At 38.1% G+C, this 25,402-nt stretch carries 24 protein-coding genes; 17 read left to right on the top strand and 7 right to left on the bottom strand.

What is annotated here, in order from left to right; all coding sequences use genetic code 11:
* Positions 1 to 128: 128 nt before the first annotated feature.
* From MHI22_RS11545 to ald, 3 genes are all read left to right on the top strand, one after another.
* A complete protein-coding gene (locus MHI22_RS11545; protein WP_036122895.1) occupies positions 129 to 737 on the top strand; it encodes a TetR/AcrR family transcriptional regulator in 609 nt (202 codons plus the stop codon).
* A gap of 160 nt (positions 738 to 897) precedes the next feature.
* Entirely contained in the window at positions 898 to 2,184 is a 1,287-nt protein-coding gene (gene kynU, locus MHI22_RS11540; protein WP_170829884.1) for a kynureninase, read from the top strand.
* A 15-nt stretch (positions 2,185 to 2,199) separates the two neighbouring features.
* On the top strand, positions 2,200 to 3,327 hold the full coding sequence (ald, locus tag MHI22_RS11535; protein WP_340812009.1) for an alanine dehydrogenase: 1,128 nt from the start codon (positions 2,200 to 2,202) through the stop codon (positions 3,325 to 3,327).
* A gap of 314 nt (positions 3,328 to 3,641) precedes the next feature.
* Here ald and MHI22_RS11530 read toward each other — a convergent pair whose 3' ends face one another.
* Positions 3,642 to 5,078 (bottom strand): amino acid permease, encoded by a 1,437-nt coding sequence (locus MHI22_RS11530; RefSeq protein WP_036122875.1) that lies wholly within the window; start codon positions 5,076 to 5,078, stop codon positions 3,642 to 3,644.
* Between the two features lie 653 nt (positions 5,079 to 5,731).
* On the opposite strand from MHI22_RS11530, the gene MHI22_RS11525 reads away from it, so the two are divergent.
* Complete coding sequence (locus tag MHI22_RS11525) at positions 5,732 to 6,229, top strand: GNAT family N-acetyltransferase (RefSeq protein WP_330493708.1); 498 nt, start codon at positions 5,732 to 5,734, stop codon at positions 6,227 to 6,229.
* Positions 6,230 to 6,276: 47 nt separating this feature from the next.
* Here MHI22_RS11525 and MHI22_RS11520 read toward each other — a convergent pair whose 3' ends face one another.
* Both MHI22_RS11520 and MHI22_RS11515 read right to left on the bottom strand, forming a co-directional pair.
* Positions 6,277 to 6,558, bottom strand: a complete 282-nt coding sequence (locus MHI22_RS11520) for a hypothetical protein (RefSeq protein WP_231745100.1) — start codon at positions 6,556 to 6,558, stop codon at positions 6,277 to 6,279.
* A 117-nt stretch (positions 6,559 to 6,675) separates the two neighbouring features.
* Positions 6,676 to 6,831 (bottom strand): YvrJ family protein, encoded by a 156-nt coding sequence (locus tag MHI22_RS11515; protein WP_080717074.1) that lies wholly within the window; start codon positions 6,829 to 6,831, stop codon positions 6,676 to 6,678.
* 173 nt (positions 6,832 to 7,004) lie between these two features.
* Here MHI22_RS11515 and MHI22_RS11510 point away from each other — a divergent pair, with 173 nt between their 5' ends.
* Positions 7,005 to 7,556, top strand: coding sequence for a sigma-70 family RNA polymerase sigma factor (locus MHI22_RS11510; protein ID WP_089934118.1), 552 nt, complete (start codon positions 7,005 to 7,007; stop codon positions 7,554 to 7,556).
* A 3-nt stretch (positions 7,557 to 7,559) separates the two neighbouring features.
* Positions 7,560 to 7,751 (top strand): hypothetical protein, encoded by a 192-nt coding sequence (locus MHI22_RS11505; RefSeq protein ID WP_036122865.1) that lies wholly within the window; start codon positions 7,560 to 7,562, stop codon positions 7,749 to 7,751.
* Between the two features lie 55 nt (positions 7,752 to 7,806).
* Here MHI22_RS11505 and MHI22_RS11500 read toward each other — a convergent pair whose 3' ends face one another.
* Positions 7,807 to 8,706, bottom strand: coding sequence for a 3-hydroxyacyl-CoA dehydrogenase (locus MHI22_RS11500; RefSeq protein WP_340812005.1), 900 nt, complete (start codon positions 8,704 to 8,706; stop codon positions 7,807 to 7,809).
* A 221-nt stretch (positions 8,707 to 8,927) separates the two neighbouring features.
* Positions 8,928 to 9,824 carry a copper oxidase gene (locus tag MHI22_RS11495; RefSeq protein WP_058844810.1) on the bottom strand — a complete coding sequence of 299 codons (897 nt, stop codon included), beginning with the start codon at positions 9,822 to 9,824 and terminating at the stop codon, positions 8,928 to 8,930.
* A 342-nt stretch (positions 9,825 to 10,166) separates the two neighbouring features.
* Here MHI22_RS11495 and MHI22_RS11490 point away from each other — a divergent pair, with 342 nt between their 5' ends.
* Positions 10,167 to 11,228, top strand: coding sequence for an S-layer homology domain-containing protein (locus MHI22_RS11490; protein ID WP_058844811.1), 1,062 nt, complete (start codon positions 10,167 to 10,169; stop codon positions 11,226 to 11,228).
* A 38-nt stretch (positions 11,229 to 11,266) separates the two neighbouring features.
* Here MHI22_RS11490 and MHI22_RS11485 read toward each other — a convergent pair whose 3' ends face one another.
* A complete protein-coding gene (locus MHI22_RS11485; protein WP_230593770.1) occupies positions 11,267 to 11,953 on the bottom strand; it encodes a ZIP family metal transporter in 687 nt (228 codons plus the stop codon).
* Between the two features lie 234 nt (positions 11,954 to 12,187).
* On the opposite strand from MHI22_RS11485, the gene MHI22_RS11480 reads away from it, so the two are divergent.
* Both MHI22_RS11480 and MHI22_RS11475 read left to right on the top strand, forming a co-directional pair.
* Positions 12,188 to 13,876, top strand: coding sequence for an FAD-binding protein (locus MHI22_RS11480; RefSeq protein ID WP_340812003.1), 1,689 nt, complete (start codon positions 12,188 to 12,190; stop codon positions 13,874 to 13,876).
* A gap of 136 nt (positions 13,877 to 14,012) precedes the next feature.
* Positions 14,013 to 15,617 carry a GNAT family N-acetyltransferase gene (locus MHI22_RS11475; RefSeq protein ID WP_340809384.1) on the top strand — a complete coding sequence of 535 codons (1,605 nt, stop codon included), beginning with the start codon at positions 14,013 to 14,015 and terminating at the stop codon, positions 15,615 to 15,617.
* A gap of 44 nt (positions 15,618 to 15,661) precedes the next feature.
* Here the strand turns inward: MHI22_RS11475 and MHI22_RS11470 are convergent, their stop codons facing one another.
* Entirely contained in the window at positions 15,662 to 16,285 is a 624-nt protein-coding gene (locus MHI22_RS11470; RefSeq protein WP_340812001.1) for a 3-ketosteroid-delta-1-dehydrogenase, read from the bottom strand.
* Between the two features lie 212 nt (positions 16,286 to 16,497).
* Between MHI22_RS11470 and MHI22_RS11465 the strand changes: the two genes are divergently transcribed.
* The 8 genes from MHI22_RS11465 to MHI22_RS11430 all read left to right on the top strand — a co-directional run bounded on the left by MHI22_RS11465 (position 16,498) and on the right by MHI22_RS11430 (position 25,312).
* Positions 16,498 to 18,099, top strand: a complete 1,602-nt coding sequence (locus MHI22_RS11465) for a Na/Pi cotransporter family protein (protein WP_230593771.1) — start codon at positions 16,498 to 16,500, stop codon at positions 18,097 to 18,099.
* Between the two features lie 33 nt (positions 18,100 to 18,132).
* Positions 18,133 to 18,582, top strand: a complete 450-nt coding sequence (locus MHI22_RS11460; RefSeq protein WP_058844818.1) for an SACOL1771 family peroxiredoxin — start codon at positions 18,133 to 18,135, stop codon at positions 18,580 to 18,582.
* A gap of 141 nt (positions 18,583 to 18,723) precedes the next feature.
* A complete protein-coding gene (locus tag MHI22_RS11455; protein ID WP_340811999.1) occupies positions 18,724 to 19,359 on the top strand; it encodes a sugar transferase in 636 nt (211 codons plus the stop codon).
* Positions 19,360 to 19,370: 11 nt separating this feature from the next.
* Positions 19,371 to 20,501 carry a glycosyltransferase family 4 protein gene (locus tag MHI22_RS11450; protein ID WP_340811998.1) on the top strand — a complete coding sequence of 377 codons (1,131 nt, stop codon included), beginning with the start codon at positions 19,371 to 19,373 and terminating at the stop codon, positions 20,499 to 20,501.
* Between the two features lies 1 nt (position 20,502).
* Positions 20,503 to 22,176: a GNAT family N-acetyltransferase gene (locus MHI22_RS11445; RefSeq protein WP_340811996.1), complete on the top strand. Its 1,674-nt coding sequence runs from the start codon at positions 20,503 to 20,505 to the stop codon at positions 22,174 to 22,176.
* Complete coding sequence (locus tag MHI22_RS11440; protein ID WP_230593767.1) at positions 22,157 to 22,903, top strand: hypothetical protein; 747 nt, start codon at positions 22,157 to 22,159, stop codon at positions 22,901 to 22,903. The genes MHI22_RS11445 and MHI22_RS11440 overlap by 20 nt, the downstream gene beginning before the upstream one ends.
* 4 nt (positions 22,904 to 22,907) lie before the next feature.
* Positions 22,908 to 23,900, top strand: a complete 993-nt coding sequence (locus MHI22_RS11435) for a polysaccharide deacetylase family protein (protein ID WP_340811994.1) — start codon at positions 22,908 to 22,910, stop codon at positions 23,898 to 23,900.
* Positions 23,901 to 24,319: 419 nt separating this feature from the next.
* On the top strand, positions 24,320 to 25,312 hold the full coding sequence (locus tag MHI22_RS11430; RefSeq protein ID WP_334312329.1) for an agmatinase family protein: 993 nt from the start codon (positions 24,320 to 24,322) through the stop codon (positions 25,310 to 25,312).
* Positions 25,313 to 25,402: the final 90 nt, after the last annotated feature.

The raw sequence follows: 25,402 nt of genomic DNA, 5'->3' as shown, positions 1-25,402 counted from the left end.
GTTATAATGAAAAGGAAAGCCAGTTTTGATTGAAGTACAATCAAAATTGGCTTTGGTTCTGTTCAACCTCATGTAATACCTTGTTATTTTTTATCACTGTATAATGAGAAAGTGGAAGTTGGTGTAATATGAAGAATCGTAGTCAAATTAAACAAGACCGTGCTCATGAAACGCGTAGGACATTAATTGAGGCTGGGAAAAAAGTATTTTTCGAACTGGGCTTTCAGAAATCAACGATGAAGCAAATTATTAAGGAAGCTGGTGTTGGGCATGGCACAGCTTATGTTTATTTTTCCAATAAAGATGCACTTTTAATAGAAATAATCGATTCGCTTCTTGAAAAAATGTACAATATTGCGAAGTTAAGCTTTGTTCCGAAATCAAAGGAAGAAGCAAGAGAGCAAATTACATTCCAGGTAAAGGCATTCAATAAGCAAGGTATAGAAAACGAGAAGCTCATGAAGCTGGTTCTTGAGGCAATAGGGAGCTCAGAGGAAATTCGTCAAAAATGGTCTCTTGTTCAGCAACACTTTATTGATCATATTGAGAAAGATATTTTATATGTGCAAAATAATAATATTGCATACGCCCATCTAAATGCCAAAGATGTTGCAAATATGTGGTATCACATTAATGAGAGTTTCCTTTGGCGTTGCTTGCAAGACCCAAATGTCTCAATCGAGCAAAATGTAGAATTAATGGTACATTTTTATATGAAAGGCCTCTATACTGATTAACCTCCCCCTGTTGGAGGTTTTTTCTGTTTTATGTATTAAAAATCAATTTTAAAACATAAAAATTCTTTTTTTAAAAATATTGACACTGTGTCACTTTTTGATAAGATGAATATAAGGTGGTTAAAAGATGACCATGCTACCATTATTTTAGAAAGGTGAGGTGTTTAATATGGAGTTTAATCCTACAAGAGAATACGCAGCTTTTTTAGACAAAAATGATGATTTACAAGGATTTAGAGAACAATTTTATCTTCAGCCAGAGACCATTTATTTTGATGGGAATTCATTAGGGCTTTTATCAAAGAAAGCTGAGGCAAGTCTGTTGACGCTTTTAGATTCTTGGAAACAGTACGGCATTGATGGGTGGACGCAAGGGGAATATCCTTGGTTTTATTTATCTGAGCAAGTGGGTGCTCAGCTGGCCAAGATTGTAGGCGCGAAACCAGAGGAGGTCATTGCAACAGGTTCTACTACTGTGAATATGCATCAAATGATTGCAACATTTTATAAGCCAACAGGTAATAAAACAAAAATTGTTATTGATGAATTAAATTTCCCAACTGACTTATATGCAGTACAAAGTCAATTAGGTTTGCATTATGAAAATATTGAGGAGCATATTCAATATGTTCGTAGTAAGGACGGGCACTTTTATGCGCATGATGATATTGTATCTGCGATGACAGATGATGTGGCATTGATTATCCTTCCTGGTGTGTTATATCGAAGTGGCCAGATTCTTGATATGGAAGCGCTAACAAAGGAAGCGCATCAGCGTGGTATTCTAATTGGCTTTGATCTTTGTCATTCAGTGGGTTCTATAGAGCACTCACTACATGACTGGGATGTGGACTTTGCCTTCTGGTGTAATTATAAACATTTAAACGGAGGTCCTGGTGCTGTCGCTGGATTATTCGTCAATGAGAAGCATTTTAATACAAAGCCAGGCTTGGCAGGTTGGTTTAGCTCGGCTAAAGAAAAGCAATTTGATATGGAAACAAGCCTTATACAGGCACCAGATGCAGGTGCTTATCAAATGGGCTCACCACATTTATTAAACCTTGCGCCACTGCTAGGTGCGTTGGAACTCTTTAATGAAGCAGGCATTCAACGTATTCGTAAGAAATCAATTCAGCTAACAGAGTATTTCATTGCACTATACTATCAATATTTGGGCGAATATGGTTTCGAAGTTAATTGCCCAGTAATCAATGAGCAACGAGGTGGACATATCTTTTTAACACATACAGAAGCGGCTCGTATTTGTAAGGCATTAAAAGCGAAGGGAGTTATTCCTGATTTTAGAGCACCAAATGGTATTCGTATCGCACCTGTGGCACTTTATAACACCTTTGAAGAGGTGTATGAAGTCGTTCAAATACTAAAAACAATTATGGATGAAAAATTGTATGAGCAATTCAAAAATGAACGGGAAATCGTTGCATAATAAAGGAGTAATGGAATGATTATTGGTGTACCTAAAGAAATAAAAGTAATGGAAAACCGTGTTGCTTTAACGCCTGCAAGTGCAAGTGTTTTAATAGCTGCAGGTAATATAGTACTTGTTGAATCGAACGCAGGTCTTGGCTCGAATTTTACAGATGAGCACTATATGGAAGCTGGTGCAACCATCGTTCCAACGGCGAAGGACGTATGGACTGCCGAAATGGTCCTAAAGGTAAAAGAGCCAATCGCTTCAGAATATGATTATTTTTACAAAGGACAAATCTTATTTACCTACTTACATTTAGCAGCAGATGAAGCATTAACGAAGGCACTTTTAGAAAAAGAAGTAGTAGCCATTGCTTATGAAACGGTCCAATTAGCCGATGGAAGCCTGCCACTTCTTGCTCCGATGTCAGAAGTGGCTGGTCGAATGGCTGCGCAAATCGGTGCACATTATTTAGAAAAAACAAATGGTGGTAAAGGTATTTTACTAAGCGGTGTGCCAGGTGTGGCAAAAGGTAATGTAACCATTATAGGTGGTGGGGTTGTCGGCTATAATGCAGCAAAGACTGCTGTAGGCTTAGGTGCAAATGTAACGATTTTAGATGTCAATCCTGCTCGACTTCGCCAGCTTGAAGAGATATTTGGGGATCGTATTCAAACGTTGCTATCCAATAGCTTCAACATTGCAGAACAATTAAAAACAGCAGATTTGGTTATTGGTGCAGTACTTATTCCTGGTGCCAAGGCGCCCCGACTTGTGACAGAGATGATGGTGAAAGCCATGCAGCCAGCCTCTGTTATCGTAGATGTGGCCATTGATCAAGGCGGAATTGTGGAAACAGCAGACCGTGTAACAACACACGATAATCCAACATACGAAAAACACGGTGTTGTGCATTATGCAGTCGGTAATATGCCAGGTGCAGTGCCGAAAACATCGTCAATGGCTTTAACGAATGTGACATTACCATATGCTATACAAATTGCAGCAAAGGGCTATAAGGAAGCACTATTACAAAACGAATCATTGCGAAAAGGTTTGAATGTTTATCAAGGTATAATTACAATGCGTAAGGTTGCTGAAGCTTTACAGCTACCATATGAAAGCGCAGAGGATATATTAAAAGGTCAAATTGTGTAATTGTACTCGAAGAACTGAGATTATATGAATGTAAAAAGAAATTGAAAAGGTCTGAGTTCAGTATAGTATAGGAACTCAGGCCTTTTATATAGTAGCATCTTTATCTGGCTGTTAGCTATGTGTACGATCAATAGACTTTTAGAACTGAATGGCTTTGCTTTCTAATAGTATTAAGATCAAGTATACATCTGGTTTTCTAGGAGCTATTTTTCCATTTCATTCATCTAAAAAATACCTCCAAGACGGATAGAGAATTTCCTATCCTTTATCAGTCTTGGAGGTATCTTATTAGTTTTAGCGCTTTAACAACTATGCTATATGGTTTCTACTTGCTCTTCCTCAAGATCATTTGTGATGACACGATTTTTTGCTATGTTTATTCGTTTCCAAATATAATAGCAGATGGAAATGAAGATAAGCCAAGGGAAGCCGACAAGTAATGTTGCTTTAAAATCAGGAGAGAACCATGTTGATAATACGACAGAAGCTAATAGAACGGCTCCTAAAATGGTTAAATAAGGATAACCAATCATACGTACAGGTAGTTTTTCTCCATCTATCGGTTTGTATTTTTTACGGAAAAATAGATGCGTAATGAAAATCATAAACCACGCAAACATAGCGCCAAAGCTTGAAATTGAAATCATAAGCGATAAAGCTGATTCTGGCTTGAAAATCGAAAATGCTGTAGCAATGATAATACCGATAACAGATGCGAGCAATGCCCTCGTCGGAACTTGTCTTTTGTTAAGCTTACCCAATTGCTTCGGAGCAAAGCCACCCCGTGAAAGTGAGAACATCATACGAGTAGAAATATAAAGCTGGCTATTCATAGCCGAAAGCGCTGCGATTAGAACAACAAAGTTCATCATGGATGCGCCACCAGGAATATTTAATATTTCCATTACTTTAACGAATGGGCTCTTGTCTGCACCTGCCATTCCCCAAGGGACAATCATCAGCATTAGTACAAGTGTTACAATATAAAATAAAATTAAACGAATCACAGCTGATTTTAATGCAATTGGGACAGCTTTCCTTGGGTTCTCTGCTTCCCCAGCACTTACAGCAATCATTTCAATACTTAGATAACTAAATAATGAAATAAATATACCCATCCACATTCCCCAAAAACCATGTGGGAAAAAGCCGCCATCATTGAAGTAGTTTTGGATGCCAATATTGGAGGAGCTATCTGCCCCGAAAATAACAATACTAGCTAAAATAATAAAGCCGACAATCGCAGTGATTTTAATAACGGAGAACCAATATTCTACAGCGCCAAATAATTTCACTGTGGTAGCGTTTACATAAAGCAGTATAGCAGCAAATAATATTATCCATACAGCATTGGGTACACTTGGGAACCAATACCGCATATAAAGGGCAACAGCGGTCACCTCTGTACCAATTGAACAGATTAATGAGAACCAATAGGAATACCGAATAGCAAATCCTGCCCAGGAATTTACGTATTTTTCAGCATAAGCACCAAATGATCCAGTTGTAGGGTGCGCAACCGTCATTTCTGCGAGACAACCCATTAGTAATAGTGCAATGAGAGCTCCTATAGCGTAACTCACAATAACACTTGGACCAGCTAGACCGATGGCTAAGCTACTGCCGAGAAATAACCCTGTCCCAATGGCACCTCCAATGGCAATCATCGTAATTTGATTTGTCTTTAATCCCTTGTTTAAACCTTGCTCACGTTCCATAATGTCTTCCATACTGTGGTTATGTTTAACCATTCTTTCATCCCCTTTGTGTAAATTTCATCTTTCATAGATCAACTTCTTTCTATCATTTCTAAAAAATCTGGTGAATCTATGCATATACTAAATTAAAAATGACACAGTGTCAATGTAATATGTCGTAATTTTCTGAATATATATCTTTTTTTCTCTTTAATGTATGTAATTTGGTTTGTTTATTTTATCAACAACGGATTATAATCACTAAAAGTAAGGTGTTTCATATATAATTATCCTTTATGCTTAATAAAATCATTTCCGTAAATAATTGATACTATATCACTTATTTAGTAGAGGTTATGCTTGATAAGAAAACAAATCTTCTGAAAAATCCCTAGTGTTATACGAAAATGATGTCTTCTATAAATAACCAGCAACTGTATAGCTTGAAAATATGCATTGGGTTTGCCTAGCAAAATCTTTTAAGAACGCTTGCAAAACGATTGTTTCGTTAAGGTTGCTCTATGTCTTGATTACTTAGTACAAAGTGTATTTTTCTTGTACTGCTAATAGTGTTCACCGACAGTATAAGAGTGTGTTTCGCGATACTGCTAGACATCTATTTTAACCTCCTTCATTTTCTTGAAAAAATACATCAAATGCTATTCGCTAGGGTCGATAAAAATGAAAAGTGTTATAGGAGGGGAAGAATGGAAATTAGGCTTTTAACAGCAGCAGATGCTGCGGTATATCGTCAATTGAGATTAGAGGGACTCCAAATGAATCCGGAGGCATTTGGTTCTAGCTTTGAAGAGGAAAAGGATATGGGGCTTGCCTTATTTGCAAGTAGACTCGAGGGTCAGGAATCGTTTACATTCGGGGCATTTGAACAGAATGATTTGCTGGGCGTTGCGACATTGGTACAGGAAAATAAAATGAAGCTAAAGCATAAAGCGAACATTTTTGCCGTTTATGTTTCTCCAAAAAAGCGAGGGCTTGGCTTAGGTAAACATTTAATGTTAGCCGTCATTAATCAAGCAAAGGTATTAGCGGTCGTTGAGCAGATCAATTTAACGGTTGTGTCTTCCAATGATTCAGCAAAAGGGCTATATAAATCGCTAGGCTTTCAGGTGTTTGGAACAGAAAAGCGTGCGTTAAAAATAGGACAGCAATATGTTGATGAAGATTATATGGTGCTGTACATCTAGTAAAAAAAGAAATGCCTTTGAAGTCAGCCTTCAAAGGCTATAAATTTTTATGGTGAACTCCAATGGAACAATGAAAATAATGCAATGACTAAAGTAATACCAGCCATAACAAGTATAAGTAAAGTGCTAACAATGGGCACTTTCTTTTTAAGTAGCCATATACTCAACACAATAATAATAATTGATAAGGGGAGTGTTAGCCAAAATCCTAGATTACCTAAGTATTCGATTTGAATGGCGAATGAATCGTAAAAGTAATTATAGGAAATGCCAAGCATGATAAAAAGGGTCATGACAATATTCGGTGACAGCATGTTATTGTGATTCATAAAATCCCCTCCCATCTAAAAAGTATTTGTTCTTACACATATTGTATGAATTTGCACAGTTAAGTCACACGGCAGCATTCCTTTTAAAGAGTGCTGCCGTAAATTTTTTTAGGCTGATTATTGCTCCATTTTATCTAATAATCTCAAGATGACCGCTTCTAAAACCTCTATTTTCTTTTCGAATCGCACAAAGAGATAGATGGTAATGGCAATAGGGAAACCAGAGTTTCCAATTAAGCTAACCCATATTTGAATCGTTTCAGGTGTAATCATGACATCTTCCTCCTTCAATATTGTTGTGCCTTACAATGACTAAAGTGAATTGCTGCACCATAAAATCAATATAAATTAATCTTAAATAGAACATTTGTTCTGTTTTTGGTTTATAATAGAGAGAGGATATTCACTTTATTTAGCAAGAAGACGGATAGATAGGAGTGATAATAATGTGTAATGAGTATCAAAAAATAGAGGCGTTTTTTCGCAGGAATATAGAGCAGATTAAAAATCCAATTATTAGAAGTTTTTTAGCTGATGCTAAAAATCTTTATTTGGTTCAAAATGCCATTTTATATCCAACCGATTGTAATAGGAAAATGGTTGATGAAATTTTTCAAACTCACTATATAAGGATTCGAAAAATAACATATGTCAGCAGTTTAATTTATTTCTTCAGCTTGGATTTTGATAAAAAAAGGAGAAGATTGCAAAACCGCTTCTTATTAATCGTAGATAATGACCTATTTGAGACTGAGTGTACTAGAGGAGACGTAAGAATTGAGGGAGGCTTATTGGACATGGTTGAAAACGAACAGCTCTTTAAAGCTTTAAAAACATTAACGGGCAAGCAACTTCAAATTTTAGAGCTGATTTATGTCAAAGATTGTACGATTAAAGTAATAGCAGAAACATTACACACATCACCTCAAAATATATCCAATCTACATCGAAAGGCATTAAAGAAACTTCAGCAGATGCTTAAAAAAGGGGAGAGATAATCAATGGAAAACAACTACAATGAGGAGACGCTAATAATCATTGAGAACTTCATGCCAAAAATTAAGCAGTGTCTTCATCAAACAAGTTATCAGGAAAGAGAGGATCTGGAACAGGAGATCAAATTAAAAATTATTGAAAAAATGGCGACAAAAGAATTTAAGGACACACCTGGATTTTGGGATTTCTTTACATGAAACAAAAGAAAAGAGCAATTTTCCTTTTTAATGGGATAATTGCTCTTTTGAAGCATTAACCTTTTAAGAAGTCTGGTTTAGCAAAGCTTGGGTTTGGATATGTGTAGAAGCCTTCGCCAGTTGCACGACCAAGTTTACCTTTTTCAATGTACTCTGTTTTTAATAGGTTAGCTAATTTTTTCATGTTTTCATCGTCAGTAGCACTTGCTTTCGCTTCCACAATGTTATAGGCTGTGTTAATGCCGACGATGTCTAGGATAGCAAATGGCCCAAGTGGAGCACCAGTACCAATCATCCATGTTTTATCAATCGTTTCTGGATCAGCTACTTCCTTTACAAGCAAAGATTCAGCTGCATCTAAAAATGGCACAAGCAATGAGTTTAAAATATAGCCAGGTTGTTCTTTATATAATGGTAGAGGTACCATGCCGATTGCACGTGCAAATTCTACAACCTCATCAAATACTGTCATATCTGTACCAGGGTGTTTCATAATTTCAGCTGTATTGTTTTTCCAAATAGTATTTGCAAAGTGGAGAGCTAAAAATTTCTCAGGGCGTCCAGTTGCCTCAGCAAATTGACTAGGTAATAAAGTAGACGAGTTTGTTGCAAAGATTGTTTTTGCTGGTGCTACTTTGCCTAGATTTGTGTAAAACTCAGTTTTGATGCTCACAACCTCAGGAATGGCTTCAATTACAAGGTCTGCATTCGCAACAGCTTGAGCTAAGTCACTATTAAAAGTAAGACGTGCATAAGCAGCATCTACTTCTTCTTGTGTCGCACCTAGGTCTTGTTGATACAAGGGTTTTAAATTTGTAATGCGATCCTGTGCATTTTTTAGAGCCTCGTCATTAATGTCGTAAACGGTTACATTAAAACCTTTGAAAGCAGATTGGTAAGCAATTTGACTTCCTAATACACCGCTACCTGCAACCGTAATGTTTTGATAATTCATCGAAATTCCTCCTTTGAAATTGTTACATTAATATAATAGTGTGGATAGGTAGATAATCCTTCGTTACAATTCCATACTACTTCTAACCTTCAATAAAAATCAAATGATAGACTCTAATATTATAGAGATATAAAGCTTTATGTGATGTTCCTTATCAAGTATGTACCCAATAATAAAGAAATATAACGTTAAAAAGAACAGCTTTTAAGCTGTCCTCCATGTTAAAGATAATTCACTGTAGTAAACATGCCCCCAACACCAGGTGCGCCATTGTTTGTAACATGATGGGGCATATGACAATGGATGGGCCAGATACCAGGGTTATTAGCCGTAAAGCTTATATCCCATGTTTCACCAGAGGCAACAAGAATGGTGTTTTTAGCAATTTGTGTGTGGCTAGAGATAGGAAAACCATCTGCCCCAACGACGTGGAATTGGTGACCATGTAAATGGATGGGATGGTGATGCATTTGGATGTTGCCAAAACGAATTTTTACAGTATCACCTAAATGTACGGCTAATGGCTTTGTGAAAGGATAGCATTTGCCATTGATCGTGAAAAAATTAAATTCAGGCTTAATAAAGTTTAAAGGATACGTACCTTTTGTAAGCTTCCCCCAGGATAATTGATCGACAGCCCATTCTTGTAATAGGCATAGATAATCCTTGTGCTGAGAAATGTTTTGTAAGCATGGGTCTTCAACGATAAATCCGCCTAAAAGACCAGCATTATCTTGCACAGCGACATTCACATGCGAATGATACATATATGTTCCAGGAGGGTTTTTAATTGTAAAATGATAATCGAAATAATGCCCTGGCTCGATAAAAGGTGACGGTTCAATGGGAGGAACACCATCCATTGTGTTCGGGACAAGTAAGCCGTGCCAATGTACACTAGTTTTTTCAGGTAGTCGATTAATGACACGAATACATATATGATCCCCCGGATAAACACGAATGGTTGGCCCAGGTGTGGAACCGTTGTAGCCCCACGCCTGAATGAAGATTCCATCGACAAGCTCCCACGTTATTTCTTCTGCAATCAAAGTGAAAAACTTCGTACCATTTACTTGCATGACATACGGTAAATCTTTAATACCAGGGGTGATAACCATAAAGAAGCCTCCTGTAAGCATGATTTTCTATTGTATGTTTGTCGTTGTTAAATTTAGGACATGTGAGGCGGATGGTTTCAATAGCATCTATGACTAGAAACGCACATAAAAATCATGCTAGTAATTAATATAAGGCGGTAATATTATTAAATTTTTTTAGAAATAATAAAAAATTACCTTATCGCTTAATTGAATACATGCCAAAATAAAAAGGGAAGTAGTAAAATTTTAGTATGTAATAAATAGGTCTTTCTTATAATTATTGAATTATTTACATATTTTTATAGATTTACTAAGTCCTGTTTTAGTACACTTGATGTATGAATTGAAGGAGGAAGAACGATGAAAAAAGTAATGTTAGCTGGTGCACTAAGTATTGCATGTTTAACAGGAGGATTTGGTGGACAGGCACAGGCACAGGAAACTGTAAATGTGGCAAATATTATCCATCCAAAACAGGCTGTTGCAGCTACTAGTCAATTACAGGCAATGTCCTATCAAGATATTTATAAAATGCTATTGCTATCTAAAATAGGCTTTGAGAATGATGAAGTCTCGATTGTTACAACGAAAAATAGTATTACAGTAAAAATTTCGTTAGAGTCGATTCTTCAATCCTACAAGGATGGTACAAACCTATATCCAGAGGGAGAAAAAGAATTTAAAGAAAACTACGAAGAGCTTAAAAAGTTATTCGGTAATGCGATTCAAATAAAAATTACGCAAACTGGCAATGGTTTTAAGAGTGAAGTTTATACAGCAGGGAAATGGGAAGCTGTTAGCGCAGAGGATTTAAATGATATGGTTCAAGTATTTGCTCGTGCAGATGTTGAGTTAAAGCCAGGTGGTTATTTTAAGGATGCCATTGGTCATTGGGCTGAGAGCTATATCCAATTGCTATATCAAGCTGATATTATCACGGGTACATCTGCCACAACTTTTAATCCGAATGGACAAGTAACTAGAGGAGAATTAGCGGCCATTATTTTCCGAGCATCTGGCTTAAATGTAAATGAAGATTATGAGGGACCAGCTACTTATACGGACCTGAATGGATTCTGGGGTGCAAAGGAAGTAGCAATTCTAGAAGAGTATGGCTTAATTGATATTTTTAATGGTGAAAAATTTGAGCCGAAAAAGCCTGTTACACGCGAGGAAATGGCATACATTACTGCTAGGTATTTAGAAAGTATGGAAGTTAATGTCTCACAAGTGAGCACAACTAATACTTTCACAGATAAAAATCAAATGCGTAAAGAAACAGTAGAAGCTATTGGTCTCTTGCAACATTTAGGAATTTTAAATGGCACGAATGGGAAGTTTAACCCGAAAGGAAATCTGACTCGTGCAGAGGTTTCTAAAATTTTAACGCTTACTTTAATGCTACTAAGTGAAGAAGAATAATGAAAAAGGATGTCTCTAATATTAGAGACACCCTTTTTTTACTCCACAAGTATATGGAAAATATAGCTGAGGAAATAGCCTAAAAAGAGGTAGATAAAAAATGATTTAAATGAGACTTTCTGTAGCTGATGCAAAATAAATTCAGAAATACTAGCCGTGGCAATTAATCCTATCGATATCCCCATTAAGACCCCTTGTGCTTTCTCCGGTAAAGACCAGTATTGTCCAAACCAAATAAAGATACTAAAGAAAATAGAGAAGATAAAGAAATAAATGAAAAGTCTCCATAGCTTTTCCCCCTGAGAAATAAGTGCGGTTGAAAGAGCAAAGCCTTCTGGAACATGATGAAGAATAATAGAGGCTGTGAGCGAAATACTTAAGGCAGCATTTCCAAGTAAGTTTCCAACAGTGAGACTAATAGGGATTGTATGGATAATCATAGCAAGAGTTAGGAGAGAAACCGATGGATTTTGTGTATGTGAAGCATGAAATAGGGTGTCTAGTAGTTGAAAGATGAAATAACCGATAAAAATGCCTAGTATAATACCGAATGATTGATAGATTTGAAATGAAGAAGGGATGATATCTAGCACAAGTATGCCTACTAGAAAGCCCCCACATAATAATGATAATCCCTGTGTCGTATGCTGAAATAGCTTAGAGAAAATCCAGGCAATCGCACCCCCAATGCTCACACTGAAAAATAGAAATCCGCCAAGTATCATTGCACTCACCTGTAAAGTTCCTCCGCCCTATCATAAACTTGAATGTCATTTTTCCAAATATATGCTAATTGGACATGAATATGCTTGCAAGAATGTATCTAGAAAGCGGTGGATAATTTCATAATGTAGGAAAATAGCGAATTCATTCAATTGACTGAATATTAGTTTAATTTTATACTTTTTAATAGAAAGACCAGATTCATCGATTAAGCTCATATAGGGAGGAATGGTTGAATGAAATGGGATGCAAGTTATGATGTAGTTGTAGTAGGATCAGGTGCAGCAGGATTGACAGCAGGTTTAACAGCAAAATTACAAGGATTGAAATCATTAGTGATTGAAAAAACAGCTCGCTACGGCGGTGCTTCTGCTATTTCAGGCGGTGCCTTATGGATTCCGAATAATCATGTCATTAAAGGCGCAGGTGTTCCAGATACACATGAGCTTGCACGCCAATATTTAGATTCAACAATCGGTGATCGTGTGCCAGAAGCGTTAAAGGAAGCTTATATTACGAGAGGACCTGAAATGTTACGCTTTTTATACAATAAAACTAAGCATATGCGCTTCCAGTATGCAAAAGGCTACTCGGATTATTATCCTGAAAAACCCGGTGGCTTGTCACAGGGACGTTCCATTGAACCACTGATTTTCGATTTAACGAAAATGGGTTCTTTAGCGAATACTATGCGTCGGGCAACACTATCAACAAAAGGCTTTACGATGAATAGTTACGAGTTTCATAAGGTGAATATGATTACACGGACGTTGCAAGGAAAAACGACTGCACTGAAATTAGGGGCGCGTTTAGTAAAATCAAAGGTGACAAAGAGTGACCCAGTAGCTTTAGGTGAGGCTTTAGTGGCACGTTTACGGCTCTCTCTTGCGGAGGCAAATGGCGAGCTTTGGCTATCGACTGTCTTTAAAGATTTCATTATGGACAAGGGACGAGTGATTGGCATCGTTGTGGAACGTGATGGGCAAGAGCAGCGCATTGAGGCAAAGAAGGGTGTTGTTCTTTCATCAGGTGGCTTTTCACATAATCAGGCACTCCGCGAAAAGTATTTACCTAGCCCAACGAATGCTGCGTGGACTTCTTCACCAGAAGGGCAGACAGGTGACATCATTGAACCTGGCGTGAAAATTGGCGCTACGTTAGATTTAATGGATAAAGTGTGGGGAGCGCCTTCTGTTATTGATCCGCAAGGGCAACCATTCTTCCTAGTGGCAGATCGCGGTGTACCGAATATGATGGTAGTGGATAGCACAGGGCAACGTTTTGTTAATGAAGCGGCACCCTACCATGAATTTGTAGAGAAAGTGTACAAGCATCAAGAAGCAACAGAGCAGGCTGTTCCTTCCTGGATATTGATTGATGCCTCTGCTAAAAGCCGTTATATTTTTACAGGGCTGTTTCCAGGACAAGCCTTCCCGAAAAGTTGGTATGATCATGGCATCGTGAAAAGTGCGGAGACGATTGAAGAGCTTGCCAGAGAAATGGATGTGCCAGCTGAGAGGCTAGTAGCGACGGTAGATCGTTTTAATGACTTTGCACGAAACGGTCATGATGATGATTTTTATCGAGGAGATAGCGCCTATGATAATTACTATGGGGACCCGACATTACCAAATCCAAATTTGGCAGAGATAAAGAAAGCCCCGTTCTATGCATTGCGTTTATTTCCAGGAGATATTGGTACAAAAGGTGGTTTAGTTGTGGACGAATATGCTCGGGTGATTAAGAAAGATGGTGAACCAATTGAAGGTTTATATGCTTCTGGCAATTGTTCAGCGTCTATTATGGGAGAAACGTATCCCGGACCAGGAGCGACCATTGGACCTGGTATGACTTTAAGCTATGTGGCGACAACATATATGGCCAAAGGAGTAGCAAAAGAAGAGGCATCACTTGTGAATGTATAAATTGGATGGAACCCTTCCAGCACGCTGATGAGGAAGGGTTTTTACATTGGGGAAATGTTCTAACACTTTCTTGCTAGGAATATAGTGGCTACTAAATGTATGGCGATGAAAACGGAAAAAGGAGCGATTTAGTACGTTGCTAGCTTATAAACTCATCACGGACATTGAAACATTAGAGCCCTATAGAAGTACTTGGTCAGGAATACTTGAACGAGAGCATAATAATAATCCTTTTATTGAATACGAATGGATCTCAACGTGGTGGACAACACTAGGGGCTCATGACAATGTAGAGATTTATGTAGTCGAAAATGAAGGCATGGCCATTGCTTTTTTTCCGTTCATTCATTCTGTGAGGTATGGAATCCATCATTTTAGCTTTATAGGACAAGGATTTGCGACCTATATGGAAGTCATAGCAGAAAAGCGATGGCTAGAGCAGGCAATTGCTTATTTAATAAAGGAATTTAGCCAAAAATATAAGCGTTATTTGTTAGTATTTCATGGCTTGTTAGAAAGTAAAATTACCTCGCAAGCGCTTGAAAAGTATGCCATAGAATACCAGATGCCTTATTCTATATTTCGAACAGTAACATCCTATATAGATTTTCAATCGATCTCATTGGATGAGTTTTTGAAAAAGCACCGGAAAAAATTCAAAGGCTTGAAGCGTCGTGAACATAAATTAAGGTCACTTGGTCAAGTAGTCTTTCAAAGTGTGAAGCACAATCATATACAGGATATGTTTACGTTATTTACAAGAAGATGGCAAAAGAAAATTGATAAAAGTGGTTTTACAGCAAAGCAAACTCGCTTATTTTATGAACGATTAGCCAAAACGAACAGCAAGGTATTACGAGTAGAAGTAGATCATTTGCAATTTGAAGGGCAGTGGATTGCTTTTACCATTGATCTATGCTGTAGAGAGCGTAACTTCTGTCAGGCAATGGGACATGAGCCTGATTTCAATCTATTTGGTCCTGGTCGCATCATAGAAAAAGAAAATATGTTAAAAGCCCATGACTCTGGCTATCGTTATTATGACTTAGGAAGTGGCTATGAGCCATATAAGTTTGAATGGTATACACATATTGATTTCACAAGGAAGTTTGTCATGAGTACAAAAGGGGTCAAAGAGCGTGTTATTCGAACATGGATGGTATTTCGTGATCGCCTGAAAAGTCTATTAACGAATAATCATCAGCTAGTGAAATTGAAGAGAGATCGACTAGGGGAACTGCGTTATTTTGTGAAGAATGCCAGTGCAAAAAATTGGTTAAAGGCTTTAACAAGCAGACTCCAACGAATTCTAGCCATTCATATATTAGACGTTTATATCGCAGAGCAAAATCAAGCAAAAGAATTAGTAAACTTTCAAGAGATAACAATGAAGGATATCATGACGCTGAATGAGCGAGCACATTATGTTGCAAGTTTCTATAAGGGCTATCGGCTGTTTGGGGAAAACAATCAAGTTTTATATAGGAGACACGATAAAATAGCAATTGAAGAAATGCTTGACTATTCTTATGAGCTGCCAGAAAATATGTCCTTTATCAGGGAATATGATAGCCAGCGACTAGCTGACATTGTTGCTGATGTGCAGCGTGAAGGGAGAGCGGTTTGTACAATCGCTTCATGGTATGATGGACACAGGCGGCGCAAGCTTCAGTATGCTGGGTTCCATAAGGTAGCCAAAATTCACATTGTGAAGTTGTTCAAATGGCGAAAAATATATTAATTCTAAAAAATAACACCCTCAGCTTTTTTGCTGAGGGTGTTTCATTAAAAATGGATACCAGGTTTATCGATTAGTTTACAGCCTGTACCATATTTTGCTTTTAACGCACCTTTGAAATGAGTGTGCTCAAGTTCAGGGAATGTTTGCTTCCAAAGCTCAAAGACATTATGACTGGATGCTTTGCCATCCTTCGTTAGACGTGCAATATGGAAGCCGTATTCGTCATTACAACGAGCTAAAGGACGATTTTCACGGACCGTTAAAATGCGACCACTCACTGTCATTTCATATAGCCCTTCATAGCCAGCAATAGCACGGCTTTCTTCTGTTCCTTCAGCTACAGTTTCTTCTTTTTCTACCGCTGGTGCTCCTTTTTCTTCTGTTGCTGCCTGTTGATTAGATGTTTGGGATTCCTCATTGCTGCTTGCTGCTGGAAGTTGTTCAACAATGACAAAATCTTTATTAGAAGCTTTATCGCTCATGGTCGCCATAACGTTCATAATAGAACCAACATAACGTAAAGGTTTATCTCGCCCTTCTTCAAAGACAAAAATATTATATTCGGTTTTATTGATCTTTTTCATAATAATATTGCCTGTTGTAATTGTAAAACCGATAAACTTATTCTTTTTAAGTGCTTGTATTGCTTCTTGCTTTGTTAAAATCATTTGAAAATCTCCTAAATAATTATTTATTCTATTCTACCATAAAAATTATCATCTTGTTTTTCGTAAAATTATGGATTATTTTGTTCGTTAAAGGAAAACATCCCTATTTTCTCAAATTCAATAATGGTACGATGAAGAAATAAAATGTCTCCAAAGAGGAGTCGAGCATCAATAGAGATTATTTAGTAGGGAGTGTTGATAGGTTGATCAATGTGCTAGGGGGCATCGGTTTATTTTTACTTGGGATGACGATGCTAACTAACGGTTTGAAGGAATTGGCAGGAGATGCCTTGAAAAAATGGCTAAATCGTTTTACAGGTGGGACCATTAGCTCGGTATTATCAGGAACATTGATGACGATGCTAGTGCAATCCTCCACCGCCACTACCTTGATTACCATTGGTTTTGTCAGTGCTGGTCTCCTCACGTTTGTCCAATCAATTGGTGTCATTATTGGCGCCAATATTGGGAGTACAAGTACTGGTTGGATTATTTCACTAATCGGCTTCAAAATTAATATGCAGACAATGTCACTGCCTTTCATTGCTCTTGGTGTGTTTGTGCAATTGCTTGCTCCTCGTGACTACAAAGCAGTTGGTGGGCTAGTTACTGGTTTTGGATTATTATTCTTAGGTATTGATGTCCTGCAGGGAGGAATGGCAGCTGTACAGGATAAAATTCCATTCGATGCATTTAGTGCAAATTCTATTAGTGGAATACTAATTTTAATTGTATTAGGTCTTATTATGACGGTTATTATGCAGGCTTCTAGTGCCGCAATCGCCGCCACTTTAACAGCTTTATATGCAGGCGCTATTGATTTTGAACAGGCAGCTTATTTAGTTATTGGCCAAAATATTGGTACGACTGCTACAGCATTATTTGCTGCAATTGGTGCATCAACAGCTGCTAAACGAACAGCCGTGACACATGTACTGTTCAACGTAGTAACGGCTATTCTAGTAACATTTGGTGCAACGTTTATGTTCACTCTAACCGAATTTGTCACGAAATCCATCAATGGTAGCTTCGATGAAACATTAGGCATTGCTGTTTTCCATACATTATTTAGTGTCATCGGAGCCATTCTTTTTGTGCCTTTTGTACGCCCTTTCGCAAAGGCTATTGAAAAAATGATTCCTGAAAAAGGAAATCATTTAACACGGAATTTAGATGATAGTGTAGCTAAATTACCAGGGGTAGCTGTAGAAGTATCCTTCAATACGTTACAGGACATTACCAAGGAATTGACGACTGTCATTGTTATCCTTATACAAGGGAAAAAACGAACAGCCGAAATAGACAGTCAATTAGCTCAAATTGATGAGGCGATTGAAAAAACACGTTTATTTATGGATGCTATACAATCTTCTTCGCAAAAGGAACGTTCTAAGCATATAGCACTTTTACATGCTTTAGATCATTTGTACCGTCTATCTAAGGCATTACGTGAGCAGAACCCTAATGCCTTCCAATTACAGGTGACGTTAACTCAAAAATGGTTAGAGGTATTGGAAAAAGTTCTATTGATTATCGATGAGGATGAGCGTTTACCTGAGATTGCAACTCTGCTTGAGGTTACATCCTCCGAAATGGCGGCAGTTCGACGTGACAAACGAAATGCGTACTTCGAGCATACTGTTGAAAATGTGGTAGAGTTAGAGACAGCCGTATCGAAAGTGGAGGCTTTACTGTGGCTTGATCGCCTTATTTATCACTATTGGCGTACAACGGCTCGCCTTGCTGAGTATCAAACTGTAACTAAAAAAGGTCGTCATGTTGAGGCAGAAAAAAACACAGCAATAGTTGAATAAAAGGAATACTCATCTCCAGAAGGAGGATATAGAATGGTTCAGCATCAATTTACAATGGATTTAACATGGGCAGAGGGAAGAAATGGTACAGGGAACATCAAAGCAAGCAATTTGCAAACAGAAATTTCTATTCCTCAGGAAATGAATGGACCTGGCATTGGGACAAATCCTGATGAAATGCTGTTAGGGGCAGCGGCAACGTGTTATTTAATTACATTAGCAGCCCTCCTTGAAAGATCAGAAATTGAGGTGCAGCAATTATCCATGCAAGCGCATGGATTTGTCAGTGTAGAAAATGGTGTATTTACTTATGAGAAAATTGTGCATAACCCAACGATTGTTGTCCAAGCATTATCAGAACAACTTGCAAAAAGAGTGGAACGTTTAGCACAAAAGGCGGAACAAACGTGTATGATTAGTAAAGCGTTAAAAGGTAACGTTATGATTGAATGTGATGTTCAAATTTTGGAAGCAAGCATATAATAAGGCAAAAAGAGTTATTCAGCATAGGTCGCTGATATAACTCTTTTTTTTATAAAAGGAGGCACTTTTTTTTAATAGTTCTAGAAATGTTCAAAATGAATATATAGTGATAAGTGCTAAAAAAATGCAAAGGATGATGTATTGCACGTTCAGACAGCTCAGAATCTCACATTCTATGGTCAGTACGGCAAAAGAATATTTGATATAGTTGGAGCATTATTTTTACTTTTCATGACAATCCCTCTTATGCTAATAGTATTCCTCATTTTACTCATGACGACAGGTCGCCCTATTTTCTTTAAACAAATAAGAACTGGCCTCGATCATCACCGCTTTGTGATTTGGAAGCTACGAACCATGTGTATTCAAGCAATTCCAGTGAATATGCCTGCTATTTGTGCTGACGGTATCCCTGATAATTATTATTTTAAAACAGAGCAAGATACACGGATTACAAAAGTGGGTGCTATCCTTCGAAAGCTCAGTATTGATGAAATTCCACAACTTTTAAATGTGTTAAAGGGTGAGATGAGCATTGTCGGACCACGCCCAGAGGTTCCCACCATTACAAATGCGTATAACCCGCTACAGGCCAGGCGTCTGAAGGTAAAACCCGGCTTAACGGGTCTTGCCCAAATTAACGGTAGGTCGAATATTTCACATGGGCAAAAAATTTCTTATGATGTTGAATACGTTGAAAATTATTCCTTTTGGATGGATGTTCAAATTGTGTTGAAGACACTTTATGTCGTAGTAGCAAGAACAGGTGCCTATTAAAGAAATAAGGAGTGGCTAGACTGAAGATTGTTCAGCTTATTACACGAATGGATAAAGTGGGAGGAGCACAAAAGCATGTGGAGGCACTTGCTATCCAGCTCAAACAAGATGGGCATGAAGTCACTGTCGTGACAGGTTCCTATCAGCCCTCATTATGGTGCTTACAAGAACAACAAATTCCAGTGATCACCATCCCTACCTTGCAAAGAGCTATTAATGTAACGAAAGACTTTCAAACATTTTGGCAATTAAGAGCAATCTTCAAACGAATACAACCTGATGTTGTAGCCACCCATTCATCTAAGGCAGGTGTAATAGGTCGTGTCGTTGGCAGTTTACTACGTATCCCAACTGTTTTTACTGCACATAGCTGGAGTTTTACAGAAGGTGTTCCCCGCAAGAAAAAGCTACTCTATCATCGGGTGGAAAAATCGGTTCAGCCATTCACAACAAAAATAATTACAGTATCTGAATATGATCGGGAACTAGCCCTCTTGGAAAAGGTTGCGCCCGCTCATAAATTGCTGACCATCCATAATGGAATTGATCGAATTGAGAGAAGCAAGGCAACTGAAAAGACATTCGTGGAGCAGCCAATCATTATCATGGTTGCTCGTTTTGAAGTGCCAAAAAGACAGGATATTTTACTAAAGGCATTAGCAGAGCTGACTGATCTATCTTGGCATCTTCAATTAATTGGGGATGGCTCTTTACGTCCAGCTCTTGAGGATTTCGTTGTTCAGCATGGTTTAACGAATCGTGTAACCTTTTTAGGCAATCAATTAGACGTTCATTCATATCTAGAGAAGAGCCATGTATTTGTATTGTTGTCAGATTGGGAAGGCTTGCCGATTTCTATCATTGAAGCAATGCGTGTAGGTCTTCCAATTGTTGCAACAAATGTAGGTGGTGTGAATGAACTTATTGCAGATAAGGATAATGGATTTTTAGTAGGGCGAGAAGAATATGAATTATTGAAGAAGAGGCTTCGTACATTGTTAATGGATACTATTTTAAGGCAACAAATGGGGAATGCAAGTGAACGTCGTTACTTGCAGGATTTCACGTTTATCCCCATGTATCAAAAAACAGTAACAGTTTATCAACAGGCTGTTTCAGAACTTGTGAAGAAAGGGGATTAAATTGCAATTAATTCGCATTAGAACAGATGATGAGCTTATGTGGTACAAGGAAATTTGGGATGCCATTTTAGAAGCAGAGGACAATGATAACCCGTTTATAGAATTTGCTTGGTTTTATAATTGGTGGCAAATTGTAGGGCGTAAAGAACGAGTTGAGCTTTACGCCATTGAACATGACGGGACAATCATTGCGTTTTTCCCCTTTAAGGTATCTGTTCGATGGGGGATAAGAGTGTATGCCTTTGCAGGTGAAAATATTGCTAACTATACAGGGGTTGTTGCCAAACATCAATGGTTACCACAAGCAACGACCTTCGTATTTGATGAACTGATTAAGAAGCATCGGCATATTGTTTTTTCACTGCATGGCTTATTAGAAAGTAAAATGTCTACAAAAGTCGTGGAGCAATACTTTGTAGAGCGACAATTACGTACAAGTATTTTCCGTGTTGTGACACCCTATCTCGCCTTTTCAGAAGTAGATTTTCAGCATCATTTCCAGCAACGGCGAAAAATGCATGGTGTTGATCGGCGCGAACGAAAGCTCCGAAATTTAGGCTCCTTAACAAGGCGTGAGCCATCACAGGACGAGCTTTGGCAAATGTTTCGGTTGTTTGATAGACGCTGGGCAAAGAAGCTAGATACAAGTGATTTTACAAAGGGCAAGAAAAGAGATTTTTTTGAGCGTCTTACAATGCTAAAAGGAGAGGCATTACAGGTGGAGGTCGATGCACTTGTTTTTGAAAACCAGTGGATTGCTTTCACCTATGGTCTTGGCTGTCGTGGTCGTTATGTAACTTATGCTCTGGCACATGAGCCAACCTTCAATTTATTTGGTGCAGGTCGTATAGTCAATCAGGAAACCATTCAGCGAACGTTTGCAGCAAACTATAACTTATTTGATATGAGCATTGGCTATGAGCCTTATAAATTTGATTGGCGTTCTAGCATTGATTTTACGAGGCATATGCTTGCTAGCAGTGGTACGAAACGTACAAATCTATTGGCAGGCTTTTTGACGCTAAAGGAACGGCTCAAAGAACACGTAAAGGGCAATCAACGAATTGTGGACTGGAAGCGTAATACACTGGGCTATTTACGTTATTTAGTAAAGTATGGAAAGATAAAAGATTGGCTAGAATATGGACAACAATTCGTAGAAAAATGTATTCGTTTGAAACAAGTGGAGCTGTATGAATTATCCCCATTAGAGGACGTATCGCCACAGCAGCCTGTAGGTAATTTATTTGAAGAAATGTCCATTCAGGAAGCGATGCAGCTTGATCAGGAAGAAGTCATTGCTCTTTATTATAAGGGCTATAAGATCTATAAAGACTCCTTTGCGGAAACGAATAAGCCAGCCTTTGCGTTACATGCCTCCAATTGGCGTGTAGATTCAATGAAAATTGTAGAAGCCTTACCGAAGGAAACCTATTTTTTAGCCTATGATGTTTTCAAACAAATCGATATTATTACAGCGTATTTCCGAAAAATAAAACCAGCACAAACATTGTGGGTAACAGCAAGCTTTTGGCAATGGCGGAAACGTAAACGTTTAGTACAGCTAGGCTATAAACCTATTTCTCGAATGAAACATTATAAAATCGCTCGTTTTGAGCGACAGCGTGTAGAAAAATATACAGAGAGTGGAGGCGATGTTCATTCTGTCCATTAAAAGTAAGCGATGGAATATCGCAATGCAGCATTTTTATTTTTTAGAAAAACCAGCGAATTTTCGAAAATCAATGAAAGTCGTAGGGTATACACATTCATTGGTACCTAGTCGAAAGCTTGTAAAAAGTGAAACGATTCACATTCATTTGCAAGAACATGAGCTATCATTGTATTTAGCGCTTTCTGAAGGCAATCGCAAAATTTTACGACGTGCCCAAAAGGAATCTTATCAAGTCATTTTGTATAAAGAGCCATCCCTGGAGAACTTACGAGCCTTTCAGCAATTTTATAATCATTTTGCAAAAAGAAAAAAGCTTGAAGCGATTGGCAAGTCGCAAATGGAAACTATTATGCTCCTCAACGAACAGGGGGCATTATTATTATCTGAGATCCAAAGTATTTGTGGACAAACATTGTGCTATCGATTAGATATTGTACATGAGAAAAAAGCGATGTCCTATTATGTGGCAACTTGTCATGCATCAGCTATGCCTGCTCATTTAAAACGCCCAATCCGTTATGCTAATCGTTTTTTAATCTGGCATAACCTACTGCATCTAAAAGCACAAGGGTTTGTTTTATATGATATGGGTGAGTTAACGGACAATCGAAATGTACGAGCCTTTAAATTAAGCTTTGGAGGCAAGCTTGTCCATGTTTACTCAGGCTATATTACTCAATCCAAAATACGTGCACTGTTACTAGGTGTGCAAAAATGGAGGAAGTAGTTACATGAATGGTGGGGGTCTCGTTATTTCATTAGATTTTGAGCTGAATTGGGGTGTCCATGATGTATTTCGATATGGACAATATAATAAGAACCTTTATGGTGTACGGAAAGCCTTGCCCAGGATACTAGCGTTATTTGAGCAATATGACATACATGCGACTTGGGCTACAGTCGGATTATTGTTTGCAGAATCAAAGGCAGAAATGGCTCATTATTTACGAGGTATCCCTGTGAAATATGATAACATGCGCTTTGCGGCGCATAGCCAGCTAGCAAAAGTAGGCGAAAATGAACAAGAGGATCTCTTGCATTTTGGGAAATCATTAATTGAGGAGATTAAACGTACACCACATCAGGAAATAGGAAGTCATACCTTTTCTCATTTCTATTGCTTAGAGAATGGTCAAACAGAAGCAGCCTTTTGCGCAGACTTACATGCGACAAAAACGATTAGTGAGGGGTATGTTGCTCCGATGAAATCCATAGTCTTTCCCCGTAATCAAGTAAACAAAGATTATTTAGCAGCATGTTTAGAAGCGGGCTATGTTTGCTACAGAGGTACCGAAAATCATGTTCTGTATGATGCCCAAAAGTTTACGAAAAAGGGGAGACTTTTGGGTGCCAAAAAGTGGCTAGATAGCTATTGGAATCTAACTGGTCATCATATGGCTACACTGGAGGATATGCAAGAGGACCAACTAATTAATATTCGATCAAGTGCCTTTTTAAGACCTTATTGTAGTCCGTTACGTGTATTCGAGGGTTTAAAAGTAAATCGCATAAAGGAAGGCATGCTCAAAGCTGCTCAGGCACAAGCATTTTATCATTTATGGTGGCATCCTCATAATTTTGGCAAACATCTTGATAAAAATTTAGCTATGCTAGAAGAGCTATTAAGTTATTTTCAGACCTTGCGCAGTCAATACGATTTTCAAAGTTACTCCATGTATGAAGTAGCAGAACTTTGTGAAAGCCGTTCTAAACAGCAGAAGTAGAGGATTCGAATGCTTTTATTAAAAGTGGAGAATTTTTGGAAACAGGGTTGGGGGTTCACATCTTCTTTACCACGGTGGCTTGCTCATGAAAGTGGTCCAATAGCTCTCGAGGTGAGAAAGCCGCTTATAAAGAAGAGCAAGCGTTCTAAAATAGTGGTAACTCTCGTGAAAGACACCAACTCAGGACGAAAAACAAATATTTATTCCTATAAAATGGGCAGAGCAAACTGATTTCTAGTTTGCTCTTTTGTTGTATAAGGAGAAAATTTAAAAGAAAAGAGGAAAAAAGAAAAACAGTGACGAAGTTGAATGTACGAATGGTACTATTACTATAGAGGATATATGTTAAGACTTTTTAGGGAGAGCGTAAGTTCGTATAGGTCAATTTAACTTGAATAGAAAAGATATAAAGGTGGTAGATGAATATGTTTATACAACCAGAATGCCAATGGAAGCAAGAAAATGGATCAGCGATGCATCAATGGATAAAGCAGCAGCTAAATCCGAACCCGAATGATGTGGATATTGTCGTATATGGTGCTCTTTTATCGTATGCCAGTGGAGCCTCAACAAAAGCGCAATACCCAACAGCATTTCGGAAAGCTTGGCCAAGCTTTCAATCGTATAATTTAGATGAGCAGATAAATTTACGTGCGCTATCAGTCGTTGATATAGGAGATGTGGCGATTCATGAACAAGATAGAATGCTTTCAGAATCGGCCATCGAGGCGGCGGCGGAAAATTTAAGTATCGCCTTTCAAAAAAGCTTTACTTGTTTGATTGGAGGCGATCATGCCATTACAGCATGCTCACTAAAAGGCATAAAGAATGCTTTTCCACAAGATCGGATTGGCATTATTCAAATTGATACGCATCTAGATGCAAGAAATCAAGAGGAGGTTGGTTTAGCGCAAGATTCGCCAATCCATCAGTTAATGGCAGCAGGGGTTGTGGAGGGGAAACATGTGTATAATGTCGGTCTGCATGGCTTTTTTAATTCTCCTGAAATGATTCATTATGCAAGAGAGCAAGGGATTCATATGATTACGTTAAAGCAAATGCGACGTGATGGTATTCAGCTCACAATCCGCGAAATGCTACGTCAGCTTATGTATGAGGTAGATCGCATTTATGTTTCCGTTGATTTAGATGCTCTTGATATTATGTTTGCGCGCGATGTTCCGGCAGCAACACCAGGTGGTTTAACGGCCTATGAATTGTTTGATATTCTTAAACTAATTGGTGAAAATGAAGGGGTTCGTCATATTGATTTTGTTTACGCCGACCCGAAGGAAGGAGTGCTGCGTCCAGAAACTGTTAAGATTGGAGTGACAGCTTTTTTACAATGGTTAACAGGGATTCAACTGGATCACCGCAATCGCATCTCGAAAAAAGGGAAGGTTATGTTGTAAAGTAAGCGTATTTCCGTGTATTAACAATGCTGATTATTGAAAGTTTGCTATAATGTTTAAGTAGAAAACAATAATAGATACAAACTTTGT

Source organism: Lysinibacillus sp. FSL L8-0312 (assembly GCF_038003285.1).
Lineage (GTDB): Bacteria > Bacillota > Bacilli > Bacillales_A > Planococcaceae > Lysinibacillus > Lysinibacillus fusiformis_D.
The sequence above is the reverse complement of the archived record's forward strand: the minus strand, read 5'-3'. Positions and strand labels throughout refer to the sequence as shown.